Origin of the sequence: Kitasatospora sp. NPDC093102, from assembly GCF_040683915.1 — a bacterium.
Taxonomy (GTDB): Bacteria; Actinomycetota; Actinomycetes; order Streptomycetales; family Streptomycetaceae; genus Kitasatospora.
Map to the genome: position 1 here is coordinate 1 of NZ_JBFBFA010000008.1, position 14230 is coordinate 14230.

A 14230-nucleotide genomic window follows, 5' to 3' on the forward strand; every position below is an offset into this window, starting at 1 on the left:
CGCTGAAAGCATCTAAGCGGGAAGCCTGCTTCGAGATGAGCACTCCCACCTCCTTGAGAGGGTAAGGCTCCCAGTAGACGACTGGGTTGATAGGCCGGATATGGAAGCCCTGTGAGGGGTGGAGTTGACCGGTACTAATAGGCCGAGGGCTTGTCCTCAGTTGCTCGCGTCCACTGTGTTGTTCTGAAACAACGACCCGCCCGTTTGGGTGTCCGGGTTGATAGTTTCATAGTGTTTCGGTGGTCATAGCGTGAGGGAAACGCCCGGTTACATTCCGAACCCGGAAGCTAAGCCTTACAGCGCCGATGGTACTGCAGGGGGGACCCTGTGGGAGAGTAGGACGCCGCCGAACAATTCTTCAGAAAGAACCCCTGATCCATTCGGATCAGGGGTTCTTCGCATTTCCGGGCCTGATCCGGTGTGCCGGACGGGCTGTGCTGGCCGAGCAGGACCGCGGCCGGTGGGTCACCGGGTTGATCGCCGAGGGCATAGGGATCCTCCGGACGGCGCTGGCTCGGGACCGGCTGGGCGAGTTCCAGGCGCAGGCGGCCATCGCGGCGCTGCACGCCGACGCGCTCACCGCGGAGGAGACGGACTGGGTGCAGATCGTCGAGTGGTACGACGAACTCGTCCGGCTGACCGCGAGCCCGGTGGTGCGGCTCAACCGTGCGGTGGCGGTCGGCGAGGCCGACGGTCCGCGCGCCGGGCTGGCGGCGCTCGCGGAGCTGGACGGCGCGCTGCCCAGGTACACCGCGGTGGCGGCGTACCTCCACGAGCGCGAAGGGGATCCGGTGACGGCGGCCCGGCTCAACGAGGGACTGAGGGGCCCTCGGATGAGCTGACGCGGGCGGTGCCGGGAGCGCCCGGGGGCCTCAGAGCCGGCCGGCGGCCTTCAGCGCCAGGTAGGTGTCGGCCAGGGCCGGGGCGATCCGGGCGGGAGGGGCGTCCAGGACGGTGACGCCATGGCGGGTGAGGCGTTCGGCGGTGGCGCGGCGGTCGGCGCGGGTCTGCTCGGCGGCGGCCGCGCCGTAGACCGCCTCCAGGGTGCCCCGCCCGGCGGCGAGGACGTCCAGCTGCGGGTCGGCGACCGAGGCGAGGACGACCTCGTGCCGCTTGGTGAGCATCGGCAGCAGCGGGCGCAGGCCGTCCTCGACCGGGGCCGCGTCGAGGCCGGTGAGCAGCACGATCAGCGAGCGCTGCGGCGCCATCTTGAGTGCCGTGGCGACCAGCGAGCGCATGTCCGTCTCGTGCAGCGCGGGTTCCAGGCCGGCCATCGCGTTGGTGAAGGCGGGCAGCACCTCGTGGGCCGAGCTGCCGGCCACCGTGGCCCGCTTGCGGGAGTCGTGGGCGAGCAGGTCGACCCGGTCGCCGGCCCGGGTGGCGAGGGCGGTGAGCAGCAGGGCAGCGTCGAGGGCGGCGTCCAGGCGGGGCGCGTCGCCGACCCGGCCGGCCGAGGTGCGGCCGGTGTCGAGGACGACGAGGATGTGCCGGTCGCGTTCGGGGCGCCAGGTGCGGACGGCGATGCCGCCCGCGCCGGTGGCCGTGTTCGCTGCCCGACGGGCGCTGGCGCGCCAGTCGATGGAGCGGATGTCGTCGCCGGGCAGGTACTCGCGCAGGGAGTCGAACTCGGTGCCCTGGCCGCGGGTCAGTACCGAGGTGCGGCCGTCGAGTTCGCGCAGCCGGGCGAGCCGGGAGGGCAGGTGCTTGCGGCTGGCGAACGGGGGCAGCGCGCGGACCGTCCAGGGGACGAGGTGCGAGCCCTGGCGGCCGGCCAGGCCGAGCGGGCCGAGCGAGCGGACCGTCACCCGGTGGGCGTGGTGGTCGCCGCGGCGGGTGGGGGTGAGCACGGTGGTGATCCGGCGCCGTTCGCCGCCGGGGAGGGCCAGGGTGTGCCGGGAGGCGGCCTCGGCGGTGCCGGGGCGCCAGGCGGACGGGGCCCAGGCGTCGCGGACCAGGCCCCGGAGCAGCCGGCCGGACGGGTTGGTGACGGTCAGTTCGACCGTGGCGGGCTCGCCGAGCCGGACGGTGGTGTCGCCGCCCCGCCCGAACCGCAGGCTGCGGACCGGGGCGGCGAGCACCAGGTCGACCGCGACGGCGATCAGCACCGCACCGGTGACCAGGCCGATCCCGGTCCAGGACGGCAGCAGCAGGCCCACGACGAGCGCGCCGAGTGCGGCGAGCAGGGCGGTTCGCCCGGTGAGGGCCATGCGGTGCGCTCCTTCGGAAGCCCGTGCGACGGAAGCCCGTGGGCCGGAGGGCCGGAACGGGTGCGGTGCGGTGGGGGTGGGGTCAGCGGGGTGCGGGCGTCTGGGCGAGGACGGCCTGGATGACGGAGTCGGCGGTGACGCCCTCCATCTCGGCCTCGGCGCGCAGCGCGACCCGGTGCCGCAGGGTGGGCAGGGCGAGCGCCTTGACGTCGTCCGGGGTGACGTAGTCGCGGCCGGCCAGCCAGGCCCAGGCGCGGGAGGCGGCGAGCAGGGCGGTGGCGCCGCGCGGGGAGACGCCGATGGACAGCGACGGGGACTGCCGGGTGGCCCGGCAGAGGTCGACGATGTAGGCGAGGACCTCGGGGGAGAGGGTCAGCCTGGCGATCTGCTCGCGGGCGGCGGCCAGGTGCTCGGGCCCGGCGACCGGGCGGACGCCGGCCGCGCCGAGGTCGCGCGGGTCGAAGCCGGCGGCGTGCCGGGAGAGCACCTGGAACTCCTGGTCGCGGTCGGGCAGCGGCAGGATCAGCTTGAGCAGGAAGCGGTCCAGCTGGGCCTCGGGCAGCGGGTAGGTGCCCTCGTACTCGACCGGGTTCTGGGTCGCGGCGACCAGGAACGGGACGGGCAGCGCGCGCGGTACGCCGTCCACCGTGACCTGGTGCTCCTCCATGGCCTCCAGCAGGGCGGCCTGGGTCTTCGGCGGGGTGCGGTTGATCTCGTCGGCGAGCAGCAGGTTGGTGAAGACCGGGCCGGGCTGGAACGAGAACTCGGCGGTGCGGGCGTCGTAGACGAGCGAGCCGGTGACGTCGCCGGGCATCAGGTCGGGGGTGAACTGGATGCGCTTGGTCTCCAGGCTGAGCGCGGTGGACAGGGTGCGCACCAGCAGGGTCTTGGCGACGCCGGGGACGCCCTCCAGCAGCACGTGGCCGCCGCAGAGCAGGGCGACGACCAGGCCGGTGACGGCGGCGTCCTGGCCGACCACGGCCTTGCCGATCTCGGCGCGCAGGGCGGTCAGCGCGGTGCGCGGGTCGGTGGCGGGGGTAGCGGGTGCCGTGCCGGGGACGGAGCGGAGCTGGGCGGTTGCCTGGTCGGTCACGGGTTCCGTACCTGCCTTTCGAGGGCGTCGAGGTCGTCGGCGAGCCGCAGCAGCGCGGCGTCGTCGGTCGGGGGCGGGCCGTACAGCAGGGCCCGTACGTCCCCGGCGGGCCGTTCGGGCAGCCGGTCGGCCACGGCGACGCAGAGCGCGTCGGGGTCGGGTGCGCCGGCCTGGAGCGGGACGCCCAGGGCGGGGGCGAGGCGGTGGGCGGTGGCGCCGCGCAGCGCCTCGGCGGCGCGGCCGCGGGCCCTCGCCCGCCGGTACAGGCGGGCGCGGCCCTCGGTGGTCTCGGCGGCGCGGACCACCACGGGAAGGTTCTCGCTGATCACCGGGCCGAGTCGGCGCCCGCGCCAGAGGGCGGCGAGCACGGCGGCGACGGCGAGCTGGTAGCCGGCCCAGTGCCAGCCGCTCGGCAGGTAGTCGCCGAAGGTCTTGGTGCGGGCGCCCTCGGGGAGCGGGGCGGAGTAGTCGGGCAGGTGCCAGGTGAGGCGGGGCTGCGAGCCGAGCAGTCCGAGCGCGAGGGAGGCGTCGCCGTCCTCGGCGAGTTCGCCGTTGTGCAGGAAGGTGCCGCTGCCGAGCACGATGACGTCGCGGTCGCCGTCCCCGGCCGGGAGGCTGACCAGCGGGTAGCCGTGGGCGCGCGGGTAGCAGCCCTCGCCGCGGCTGCCGCTGGTGTAGAGCATGCCGCCCTGCTGGGCGCTGCCGGCCCGGACGGCCTCGGGCAGCGAGCACTCCGCGGGGGCGGAGCGGACGGAGGCGTACGGCAGCCCGCCCGCGTCGTCGGACAGCCGGATGCCGGGGGCGAGTGCGGTGAGCGCGGCCGGCCCGGGGGCGACCAGCACCAGCCGCCGGTGCCGGGCGGCGGCGACGGCACGCAGCTGGGCGGGGCTGAGAAGGTCCGGTTCGGGCAGGACGAGGGTGTCCGGGCCGACGGGGGTGGCGGTCGGGTCGGTGGTGAGCTCGGCCTTGAGGCCCTGGCGTTCGAGCAGGGCGACGACGGCGTGGGTGCCGTCGCGGTCGTACGAGCGCGGGTCCAGCGGCGGGTAGCGGCGGTCCTGGCCGAGGGCGGACACGGCGGCGGCGCCGATCAGCAGGGCGGCGAGGACGGCCAGGTACCAGCGGGCCCGGCGCCACAGGCCGCGGGTGGTGGGGGCGAGGCTGCTCGGGGCGGCGGCGGGCGCTCCGGCGGCGGGCGGTGCCGCGGGGACGGGGACGGTACCGGTCATGCCGCTCCTCCGGGCGTCGGGGCCGAGGCGGGGACACCGGCGGCGTCGGGCGCGAGGACCGGGCGGGTGCGCTCCAGCGTCCGGTCGAGCTCGTGCAGCAGCCGGTACGCGTCCTGGTCGGCGGTGCGCTCGCCGTACGCGATGTCGTCGAAGGTCCGGGCGGCCGCGGCCAGTGCGGCGGCGTGCTCGGGCAGCGCCCGGCCGGCCTCGGCGGCGGCCTCGTCGGCGGTGCGGCCGGGGCGGGTGTCGAGCAGGGTGCGCTCCTCCAGGCCGCGCACCAGGGCACGCATCTGTTCGCGGACGGCCTCGGTCCAGCGGCCGGCGGCGGCGTGCCCGGCGGCGTCCGCCCGGTACTGGTCGGCGCTGCGCGGGCCCTCCGTGCCGTACACGTCCTGGACGGTGCGGGCGGCGCGGCGTGGTGCGCCGAGGCGCCACCAGAGCGCGGCGCCGATCAGCACCGCGACGATCAGGAAGAGGATCAGTCCGGTGGTGCCGTCGGTGCCGTCGCCGGAGATGCTGTCGAGCGCGTCGGCGATGTGGTCGTAGATCCAGTCCGTGATCCGTTGCAGCACGGACGGGTCGTGCTTGTGGTACCCCGCGTCGAGCAGCTCGTCGCGGGCGGCGTCGCGCGCCGGGTCACGCGGCACGGTGACCGGTGCGCCGCCCGCGGCGAGGAGCCTTTCCCCCCAGTTAGGCATCCGGCTCAGCGCCTCGCCGGGGTCGGGTCGCCCTGCGCGCCCCAGCCGGCGCCGCCGTGCTCGGGCGCGCCGGCGGCGCGGGCGAGTTCGATGTCCAGGGCCTCGCGGCGGATCCGCTGGTCGATGTAGACCAGCACGCCGACGGCGGCGATGAACGGGGTGGTGAAGGTGCCGGCGATGATCCCGGCGACCGCCAGCAGGAGCACCATGGCGACGCCCTGGTCGGCGGTGTCGGGCAGGCCCTGGCGGTTGAGGCTCTCGAAGCCCAGCACCAGGCCGAGGAACTGGAACGGGACCGCGATGACCACGGTGGCGACGAACGCCAGCACCTGGCCCAGCAGGTTGATGCCGAAGACCCGCCACCAGGCACCGCGGACCAGGCGCCGCGAGCGCGACAGCGCCGTCAGCACGCCCTGCTTCTCCAGCATCAGGGCGGGGGCGGCCAGGCTGAAGCGGATCCACAGCCAGACGGCGACCGGCACGGTCAGCAGGCCGACCAGGGTGAGCAGGCCGGAGATCGCGGGGGAGGCCGTGCCGGTGGCGGTGTAGCCGATCAGCGGGGCGAAGCCGAGCAGAATCACGCCGAGGCCCAGCAGGGCGGTGAGCAGGGTCAGCCCGAGCAGCTGCAGCAGCTGGGGACGGGCGTCACGCCAGGCCTCCCCGGCGGTCGCCGACCGGCCGAGGACGGCGCGGCTGACCACGATGGTGAGCAGCGCGGTGGCGAACACGTTGAGCAGCAGTTCCAGCGGCAGGTCGGCCAGCATCCGCAGGATCTGGGTGGCCTCGCCGGTCTTGCCCTTGATCAGCAGGTCGACCAGGACGGCGCCGGCCTGGGCGACCACGGCGAATCCGAGCGAGAGCGCGAGCACGGTGCGCCAGTGCCGGCGGACGGTGGTGACGGCGCCGTCCAGCAGTTCGCCGAAGCTCAGCGGGCGCAGCGGGATGACACCCGGCCTGGGGCTCGCCGGGGCGCCCCAGCCGTACGGACGGTGGCCGCCGGGCGGCTGCTGGCCCCACTGCTGTCCGTACTGCTGGCCGTTCCGGGGGGTGCCGGCCGGGCCGGTCCAGCCGGGGGTGGCCTGTGGTGGTGCCGACGGCCCGGGCGCGGCGGCGGGCGCGTCGGCCGGGGGCCGGGCGCCGTCGCGGGGTGGCTCGGACGAGCTGGGCGAGGCCCAGCCCGGAGTGTCGGTCATCACTGCTCCTCGGAGGGCGTCACGGGCGCGACTGCGAACGGATCTTCCGCCCGCGCGCAGCGCCCATCGTGCCATGGGGCCGGAAAACGGCCCCATGGCGATCCGGTTGCTGATCGGCAACGGTCCTCCGCGGCGGGCCGGGCGGCGGTCCCCGGCGGGGGGTGGAGGGGGTCCGGAGGCGTTTCCGGCGGGGGTATTCGCCTGGTATGGCCGGAATGCACCGGTGGGGGAGTTGGCCGTTCTGGAGCAATGGCACTGCTGTGCGGCAGGTCACAATCCGGTAATGAGAAGATGGACGCATGAAGGGACGCGTCCTCGTCGTTGATGACGACTCCGCACTGGCCGAGATGCTCGGCATTGTGCTGCGTGGTGAGGGTTTTGAGCCGTTTTTCGTCGCGGATGGGGACAGGGCGCTAGCCGCGTTCCGGGAGACCAAGCCCGACCTGGTCCTGCTCGACCTGATGCTGCCCGGCCGTGACGGCATCGACGTGTGCCGGCAGATCCGGGCGGAGTCCGGCATCCCGATCGTGATGCTCACCGCGAAGACCGACACGGTCGACGTCGTGGTGGGCCTGGAGTCGGGCGCCGACGACTACGTCACCAAGCCGTTCAAGCCCAAGGAGCTGGTGGCCCGGGTGCGCGCACGGCTGCGCCGCGCCGAGGAGCCCACGCCCGAGCAGCTGACCATCGGTGACCTGGTGATCGACGTGGCCGGCCACTCGGTGAAGCGGGACGGCCGGGGCATCCCGCTGACCCCGCTGGAGTTCGACCTGCTGGTCGCGCTGGCCCGCAAGCCCTGGCAGGTGTTCACCCGCGAGGTGCTGCTGGAGCAGGTCTGGGGCTACCGCCACGCGGCGGACACCCGGCTGGTCAACGTCCACGTGCAGCGCCTGCGTTCCAAGATCGAGAAGGACCCGGAGCGCCCCGAGATCGTGGTGACCGTCCGCGGCGTCGGCTACAAGGCCGGACCCAGCTGACGTGACGGACCGGGCAGACGACACCCCGTCGGGTTCCGCGACCGACGGGGCCGGGGCCGTGCGCGGCGACGTGCTGAGTTCGAGCACCCGCCGCCGGCGCGGCCCTTTCGGCGTGGTCGCGCTGGTGAAGCGTCAGCTGCGGCGCCCCGTGCACCGGGTGGCCGCGCTGTACCGCCGGTCGATCCAGCTGCGCGTGGTCGCGGTGTCGTTGCTGGCGTCCATCGCGGTCGTCCTGGTGCTGGGCGTGGTCGTGGTGGCGCAGGTGCGCACCGGCCTGCTCGACACCAAGATGGACGCCGCCCGCGCGCAGGCCCGGATCGGTTTCCAGGTCGAGCAGAAGAAGATCGACGAGGCCCGGGACCAGAAGCTGCGGGGCACCGCCGACCCGACCGTCGACGAGATCGGCACCTGGCTGCTGCGGCAGGTCAACGACCTGGCCGGGAGCGGGCAGACCGTCTACTCGGTGATCGCGATGGCTCCCGGCACCGGCGCCGTCGTGCCCGAGACCGCCGGCTTCGCGCCGCGCTACTCGGGCGACATCCAGCCGATCAGCATCCCGGACACCCTGCGGGCCAAGCTGCTCGCCGAGCCCGGCCAGATGTTCGACCAGCCGACCCGGATCCACCGCGCGCCGGAGAGCAGCGTCAAGTCCGAGCCGGGGCTGGCCCTCGGCATGCAGTTCGTCGGCCCGGCCGGGACGCCGTACCAGATGTTCTACGTGTTCTCCTTCGGCCAGGAGACCGACACCCTCAACCTGGTCACCGGCACCCTGGCGACCGCCGGGGTGTTCGTGGTGATCCTCATGGGCGGCATCGCCTGGGTCGTGGTGCGCCAGGTGGTCACCCCGGTCCGGATGGCCGCCGGGATCTCCGAGCGGCTCGCCGACGGGCACCTGGAAGAGCGGATGAAGGTCACCGGGACGGACGACATCGCCCGCCTCGGGGAGTCCTTCAACCGGATGGCCAACGCCCTCCAGGCACAGATCCGCCAGCTGGAGGAGCTGTCCCGGGTGCAGCGGCGGTTCGTCTCGGACGTCTCGCACGAGCTGCGCACCCCGCTGACCACGGTCCGGATGGCCGCCGACCTCATCTACGACAGCCGCGAGGACCTGGACCCGATGGCGGCCCGCTCGGCGGAGCTGCTCCAGGGCCAGCTGGACCGCTTCGAGTCGCTGCTCGCCGACCTGCTGGAGATCAGCCGCTTCGATGCCGGCGCCGCGATCCTGGACGCCGAGCCGGTCGACCTGCGCGAGATCGTCGCCCGCGTGGTGGAGGCCGCCGAACCGCTTGCCGAGGCCAAGGGCAGCGCCGTGGTGATCCGCGGCGACGGCGAGCCGGTGCTGGCCGAGGTGGACTCCCGCCGGATCGAGCGCATCCTGCGCAACCTGGTGGTCAACGCGCTGGAGCACGGCGAGGGCCGCGACGTGGTGGTCCGGCTGGGCTCCGCGGACGGCGCGGTCGCGGTCGGCGTGCGCGACTACGGCATCGGCCTCAAGCCGGGCGAGGCGTCCCGGGTGTTCCACCGCTTCTGGCGGGCCGACCCGTCCCGGGTGCGGACCACCGGCGGCACCGGCCTCGGTCTGTCGATCGCGGTCGAGGACGCCCATCTGCACGGCGGCTGGCTCCAGGCCTGGGGCGAGCCCGGCGGCGGCTCGCACTTCCGGCTCACCCTGCCGCGCACCCGTGGCGGCGAGATCGCCCGGGCGCCGTTCCGGCTGGAGCCGGAGGACTCCCGCAACAACCGCGGCCTGGGTGCGCAGGGCACGCCGTACCGGCGGGCGATCAGCCCGGCCGGCGCGACGGCGAGCGCCGCCGTCGAGGACCACGCGGAGACGCCGGAGGCCGTGGGCAACGGCCTCGGCAGCGGGCTCGGCGGGGTGTTGAACATCGGCCCCGGGCTGGGCCGGCGCCGGATGCCCGAGGGACCGCGCTCGGACCCCTCGGACGTGTGGACGGCCGGCGGGTACGGGGCCACCGGCGCCCAGGTCATGGTGGACCCGACGCCGGGACGGCCGTCGGTGGCACAACGGACGGCGGAGCCGGACGTGACGGGCGGGACGATGGACGCGGAGGGGTCACAGCGTGCGAGGGACGAGCAACAGGACTGAGCCGCGGCTCGTCGCGGCGGTCGGCGCGCTGCTCGGCGCCCTGGTGGCGAGCGGCTGCGCGGCCATGCCCGATTCCGGCGGCATCACCAGGGTGGAGCTGTCCCAGGGCTCGGCCGACAAGAACCTGCAGGCCCGGGTCTACCCGGTGGCGCCCGGCCGGGGCGCCAAGCCGCGTGAGCTGCTGACCGGGTTCCTGGACGCGGTCACCGCCGACGAGGGGTACGAAACCGCGCGCAAGTACCTCACCGAGAGCGCCGCCGCCACCTGGAACCCGGACGCCGGCACCCAGGTGCTCTCCGCCACCACGATCGCGGACGGCCCGGACGTCACCGACGCGGACACCGTGGTCTCCGCGGCGGTGCGCGGGCAGCTGGTCGCCACCGTCGACGAGAAGCACTCGTACCTGCTGGTGGCCGGGCAGAACAGCAGCGTCTCCTCCGACTTCACCTTCGTCCGGGAGAAGGACGGCGAGTGGCGGATCGACAGGCTGCCGCCGGGCGTGATCATGAACGAGACCAACTTCCGGAACAGCTTCCGGCAGGTCGAGCGGTTCTTCTACACCGCGCCCGACCCGTCCTTGGTGGTCTCCGGGAACGCCGGTCAGGAAGTGCTGATCGCCGACCCGATCTACCTGCGGCGCCGGACAGACCCGCTCACCTCGGCCGCCCGGGCGCTCGTCAGCGGCCCCTCCACCTGGCTCTCGCCGGTGGTCCGTACGGCGTTCCCGAGCGGCGCCACGGTCGACAAGGTGACCATCGACGACAGCCGGGTCGCCCACGTGCAGCTCGGCAAGGCGGACGCCGGCGAGCCGATGGCCTGCCGGCGGATGGCGACCCAGCTCTTCTACACCCTCGCCGACCAGGGCAAGGGCCAGGTCGAGCGGCTGGAGCTGAAGGGGCAGCGCGGCGCCTGCACGGCCAGCCGCAGCGACGTCCCGGCCACCGGCCCCGGCTCGCTGGCCGGCCCGACGGCCGCGACGCAGTACTACCAGCGCGCCGACGGCGCCCTGGTGGCGACCGACGAGGGGCGCCCCGGCGACCCGGTCCGCGGCGTCCTCGGCAAGCCGCAGTCGAACACCAAGCCGCCGCTCGGCACCATCGCGGTCAGCCGGGGCGGTGCCCAGGCCGCCGCGATCAGCGAGGACGGCCACCAGGTCTACTCGGTGCAGCTGACGGACAACGCGGTGAACCTGGGCGAGCCGGTGCTCAGCTCGTCGGCGAAGTCCGGCGACAAGGAGGACGGCTTCGCCTCGCCCAGCTGGGACGGCCGCGGCAACCTCTGGGTGGTGGACCGCAGCAAGCAGAGCCTGCCGGTGGTGATGGTGCGCGGCAACAAGTCGTACACCGTGCCGGTCGAGGGGCTGACCGGGCAGACCGTGCAGGCGCTGAAGATCTCCTCGGACGGCGTCCGGGTCGCCCTGGTGGTCAAGTCCCCGGGCATGGCCAACCGCTCGCTGATGTTCGGCCTGGTGGTGCACGGCGGCACCCCGCAGGCGCCGACGGTGAAGATCACCGGGCTGCGCCGGGCCGCACCCACGCTCACCGATGTCGCCTCGGTGTCCTGGGCGGATGCCGACCAACTGCTGGTGCTCGGCAAGGAGGCCGACCGGACCCAGCAGCTCTACTTCATCAGCACCGACGGCTCGCAGAGCACCGACACCCAGCTGCAGAGCGCCGAGAGCATGACGACCGTCGCGGCCTCGGAGTCCCGGGCGGACAGCCTGACCCAGGCGCCGCCGGTGCTCGCGATGGCGGAGGTCAAGCAGACGGACGGCAAGCCGAGCGAGGCCAAGGCCTACCGGCTGGTCAACAACCAGTGGCGGGAGGCCCCGCTGATCGACAAGCCCCGGTCGTACTTCTACGCGGGCTGACGCCGCGTCCGGACGGGCTGGCGCGGCATCCGGACCGGCTGACGCGGCATCCTGGCGGGCTGAGGGACCGTCCTGTCCGGCTGAGGCGTCGACAGCGGTGGTCAGCCGGCCGGGCGCACCGTGGCCGCGACCGTGGCGCCGGCCCGGGCCGGCAGGCCGGCGTCGGCCAGCGCCCGGGCCGCCTCCGCGAGGCTGGCGCCGGTGGTCACCAGGTCGTCCACCAGCACCGGGTGACGGCCCGTCAGGCCCGTCGGCCCGGTCCGGGCGCGCGGCAGCACGGTGAGCGCGCCGTGCAGGTTGCGGCGCCGCTCGGCCGCGTTCAGCCCGGTCTGGTCGGCGACCGGCCGGGCGTGCCGCAGCAGCGGTGCGGCCCGTACGTCCAGGCCGGCCCGGCGCAGTGAGCGGGCGGCCGCCCCGGCCAGCCGCAGCGTCGGATCGTGCCCGCGGGCGCGGACGGCCGAGCGCGCGGAGGGCATCGGAACCAGCAGCAGCGGCGCGGCTCCGGCCCGCGCGCCCAGGGCGGAGCGCACCGCGCGGCCGAGGGCCTCGCCGAGCGGCCCGGCCAGCCGCAGCGCGCCGCGTTCCTTGTGGGCGAGCAGCAACTGCCGGACCGGATCGGTGTACGGCGCGGCGGCGTGCGTCCAGGGCAGCAGGGTGGGGGCGGGCCGTGCGGTGGCCAGCACGCGCCGGCAGGCCGGGCAGAGCTGGGTGCGTTCGCTGCCGCAGCCCGCGCAGTCGGCGGGCAGCAGGACGTCCAGCAGCCCGGCCAGTGCGTGGCCGAACGGCCCTTGGGCGGGCGTCGGGCGGGCGGGGGAGGGGGGCGGTGGCACGGCTGCTCCTGGCGGCGGCAGGCACGGAGAGTCACCACAGGATGCGCCGTATGGGGGGTGTTGTCCAGGTATTTACCCATACTTCACCCGCGAGAGGGTAGACAGGGTGCACCAGCTTGACCGCCTGACCGCAGTATCGGGTCATACCCTCCTTGTCGCCTGGGGAGGCGAAAAACCCGTGTGAGGTGTTCGATAAGGCTTCAGGGGGTTTCAACCGTCCCTGGTGGGGAGGAAGTGAGGTGAGGGCCAGTCGTTTCCGCCGCTGGCGGCGGGGACGGGGGGCCGGCAGTGGATGGGCTGGTCCAGCTGGGTCTCAGTCCGGTCCGGTAGCACCCGGATCGGCGTCAGCACGAGGGATCGGAGTTCTGCGTGGACATCGTCGTCAAGGGCCGCAAGACCGAGGTGCCCAAGAGGTTCCGCGAGCACGTGGCCGAGAAGCTGGAGAAGGTCCAGAAGTTCGACGGCAAGGTGATCAGCCTCGACGTCGAGGTGTCCAAGGAGCACAACCCGCGGCAGGCCGACCGGTCCGAGCGGGTGGAGATCACTCTCCGTACCCGTGGGCCGGTGATCCGGGCCGAAGCCGCCGCCGCCGATCCGTACGCGGCGCTCGACCTGGCCTCGGCGAAGCTCGACGCGCAGCTGCGCAAGTCCGCGGACCGGCGTCGGGTGCACAAGGGCGGCGCGAACGGCCGCACCCCGATCAGCGTCGCCGAGGCGACCGCGGCCCTGGCCGCGCTGCCGAACACGAGGGCGCTGGAGGGCGAGACGAACGGCGCCGTCCGCAAGACCATGATGGGATCCCTGGAGGTGGAGGGCGAAGGCCCGCTGGTGGTCCGGGAGAAGACGCACCCGGCCGCTCCCATGGCGCTGGACCAGGCGCTCTACGAGATGGAACTGGTCGGCCACGACTTCTACCTCTTCGTGGAGAAGGACAGTGGCCTGCCGAGCGTGGTCTACCGCCGGCACGGTTACCACTACGGCGTCATCCACCTGCAGACCGACCTCGCGGCCGGGCCGGGCGGCGGGGCGGGCGGCGCGATCGGCGGGTCCGACGACGAGGACTGAACGTCCGAGAAGTGATGGAGGGGTGACCCCGGCGGCCGTGGCCGCCGGGGTCACCGGCGTTCGGGGGCAGGGCGGTTCGGGCGGCCCCGCGTCCCGGACGGAGGGGTCACCCGATGCGGGGGAATCGGCATCGGAGGGTGACAGCGGCGGCGTCGGGGCGTGGAATGATTGGCGCACGACGACCCGCGAAGGGGGAGGAGCGGATGGGGGATCACTTCGGGCTGGGGCCCGGGGTCGGGCCAGGGCTGCCGTTGGGGGCGGAGGAGGAGCCCGCGTACGAGCCGCGCCGGGGTGAGCCGATCCGTGTGTTGGTGGTGGACGACCACGCGCTGTTCCGCCGGGGGCTGGAGATCGTCCTCGCGGAGGAGCCGGACATCAAGGTCGTCGGGGAGGCGGGGGACGGCGCCGAGGCCGTGCTGAAGGCCGCCGACCTGCTGCCCGACATCATCCTCATGGACGTCCGGATGCCGCGTCGCAGCGGGATCGAGGCCTGCACGGCGATCAAGGACGTGGCGCCCAGCACCAAGATCATCATGCTGACGATAAGCGACGAGGAGGCCGACCTCTACGAGGCGATCAAGGCGGGGGCCACCGGCTACCTGCTCAAGGAGATCTCCACCGACGAGGTCGCCACCGCGATCCGCGCGGTCGCCGACGGGCAGTCCCAGATCAGCCCCTCGATGGCGTCCAAGCTGCTCACCGAGTTCAAGTCGATGATCCAGCGCCGATCCGACGACCGGGACCTGGTGCCCGCACCCCGGCTCACCGACCGGGAGCTGGAGGTGCTCAAGCTGGTGGCGACCGGGAGGAACAACCGGGAGATCGCCAAGGAACTGTTCATCAGCGAGAACACCGTGAAGAACCACGTGCGCAACATCCTGGAGAAGCTCCAGCTGCACTCCCGGATGGAGGCCGTGGTGTACGCGATGCGGGAGAAGATCCTCGAAATAGGGTGAGCCGGGCG

Annotated in this window: 11 protein-coding genes, 2 rRNA genes and 1 pseudogene; 8 read left to right on the top strand and 6 right to left on the bottom strand. The window is 73.9% G+C overall.

The window, feature by feature from the left end; all coding sequences use genetic code 11:
* From AB0O11_RS13800 to AB0O11_RS13810, 3 genes and pseudogenes are all read left to right on the top strand, one after another.
* Positions 1–158 (top strand): 23S ribosomal RNA (locus tag AB0O11_RS13800); the annotation flags it as partial.
* Between the two features lie 77 nt (positions 159–235).
* Positions 236–352, top strand: a 5S ribosomal RNA gene (gene rrf / locus AB0O11_RS13805).
* Positions 353–437: 85 nt separating this feature from the next.
* Positions 438–809 (top strand): annotated as a pseudogene (locus AB0O11_RS13810) (RNA polymerase subunit sigma); the annotation flags it as partial.
* Positions 810–872: 63 nt separating this feature from the next.
* On the opposite strand, the gene AB0O11_RS13815 reads toward AB0O11_RS13810, so the two are convergent.
* From AB0O11_RS13815 to AB0O11_RS13835, 5 genes are all read right to left on the bottom strand, one after another.
* Positions 873–2207 (bottom strand): DUF58 domain-containing protein, encoded by a 1335-nt coding sequence (locus AB0O11_RS13815; RefSeq protein WP_363385527.1) that lies wholly within the window; start codon positions 2205–2207, stop codon positions 873–875.
* A gap of 82 nt (positions 2208–2289) precedes the next feature.
* On the bottom strand, positions 2290–3219 hold the full coding sequence (locus tag AB0O11_RS13820) for a MoxR family ATPase (RefSeq protein WP_363386079.1): 930 nt from the start codon (positions 3217–3219) through the stop codon (positions 2290–2292).
* Between the two features lie 77 nt (positions 3220–3296).
* Positions 3297–4526: a DUF4350 domain-containing protein gene (locus AB0O11_RS13825; RefSeq protein ID WP_363385530.1), complete on the bottom strand. Its 1230-nt coding sequence runs from the start codon at positions 4524–4526 to the stop codon at positions 3297–3299.
* Positions 4523–5224: a DUF4129 domain-containing protein gene (locus AB0O11_RS13830; RefSeq protein ID WP_363385533.1), complete on the bottom strand. Its 702-nt coding sequence runs from the start codon at positions 5222–5224 to the stop codon at positions 4523–4525. Before AB0O11_RS13830 ends, AB0O11_RS13825 begins: the two co-directional genes overlap by 4 nt.
* 5 nt (positions 5225–5229) lie before the next feature.
* A complete protein-coding gene (locus AB0O11_RS13835; protein ID WP_363385536.1) occupies positions 5230–6417 on the bottom strand; it encodes a hypothetical protein in 1188 nt (395 codons plus the stop codon).
* Positions 6418–6716: 299 nt separating this feature from the next.
* Here AB0O11_RS13835 and mtrA point away from each other — a divergent pair, with 299 nt between their 5' ends.
* The 3 genes from mtrA to AB0O11_RS13850 all read left to right on the top strand — a co-directional run bounded on the left by mtrA (position 6717) and on the right by AB0O11_RS13850 (position 11371).
* Positions 6717–7394, top strand: coding sequence for an MtrAB system response regulator MtrA (mtrA, locus tag AB0O11_RS13840; protein ID WP_030247322.1), 678 nt, complete (start codon positions 6717–6719; stop codon positions 7392–7394).
* Positions 7395–7464: 70 nt separating this feature from the next.
* The gene (gene mtrB / locus AB0O11_RS13845) at positions 7465–9501 is read left to right on the top strand and encodes an MtrAB system histidine kinase MtrB (RefSeq protein ID WP_363386081.1); all 2037 of its coding nucleotides are present in this window, start codon (positions 7465–7467) and stop codon (positions 9499–9501) included.
* Positions 9476–11371, top strand: a complete 1896-nt coding sequence (locus AB0O11_RS13850; protein ID WP_363385539.1) for an LpqB family beta-propeller domain-containing protein — start codon at positions 9476–9478, stop codon at positions 11369–11371. The genes mtrB and AB0O11_RS13850 overlap by 26 nt, the downstream gene beginning before the upstream one ends.
* Before the next feature lie 101 nt (positions 11372–11472).
* Here the strand turns inward: AB0O11_RS13850 and AB0O11_RS13855 are convergent, their stop codons facing one another.
* Positions 11473–12201 (bottom strand): ComF family protein, encoded by a 729-nt coding sequence (locus AB0O11_RS13855; RefSeq protein ID WP_363385542.1) that lies wholly within the window; start codon positions 12199–12201, stop codon positions 11473–11475.
* Between the two features lie 369 nt (positions 12202–12570).
* On the opposite strand from AB0O11_RS13855, the gene raiA reads away from it, so the two are divergent.
* Both raiA and AB0O11_RS13865 read left to right on the top strand, forming a co-directional pair.
* The gene (gene raiA / locus AB0O11_RS13860; RefSeq protein ID WP_363385545.1) at positions 12571–13266 is read left to right on the top strand and encodes a ribosome-associated translation inhibitor RaiA; all 696 of its coding nucleotides are present in this window, start codon (positions 12571–12573) and stop codon (positions 13264–13266) included.
* Positions 13267–13469: 203 nt separating this feature from the next.
* A complete protein-coding gene (locus tag AB0O11_RS13865) occupies positions 13470–14222 on the top strand; it encodes a response regulator transcription factor (protein ID WP_363385548.1) in 753 nt (250 codons plus the stop codon).
* Positions 14223–14230: the final 8 nt, after the last annotated feature.

What these genes read in the sequence shown, in the direction of transcription:
- AB0O11_RS13815 (WP_363385527.1), bottom strand. Translation starts at nt 2,207, where the DNA reads ATGGCCCTCACCGGGCGAACCGCCCTGCTCGCCGCACTCGGCGCGCTC.
- AB0O11_RS13825 (WP_363385530.1), bottom strand. Translation starts at nt 4,526, where the DNA reads ATGACCGGTACCGTCCCCGTCCCCGCGGCACCGCCCGCCGCCGGAGCG.
- AB0O11_RS13830 (WP_363385533.1), bottom strand. Translation starts at nt 5,224, where the DNA reads ATGCCTAACTGGGGGGAAAGGCTCCTCGCCGCGGGCGGCGCACCGGTC.
- AB0O11_RS13835 (WP_363385536.1), bottom strand. Translation starts at nt 6,417, where the DNA reads ATGACCGACACTCCGGGCTGGGCCTCGCCCAGCTCGTCCGAGCCACCC.
- mtrA (WP_030247322.1), top strand. Translation starts at nt 6,717, where the DNA reads ATGAAGGGACGCGTCCTCGTCGTTGATGACGACTCCGCACTGGCCGAG.
- AB0O11_RS13865 (WP_363385548.1), top strand. Translation starts at nt 13,470, where the DNA reads ATGGGGGATCACTTCGGGCTGGGGCCCGGGGTCGGGCCAGGGCTGCCG.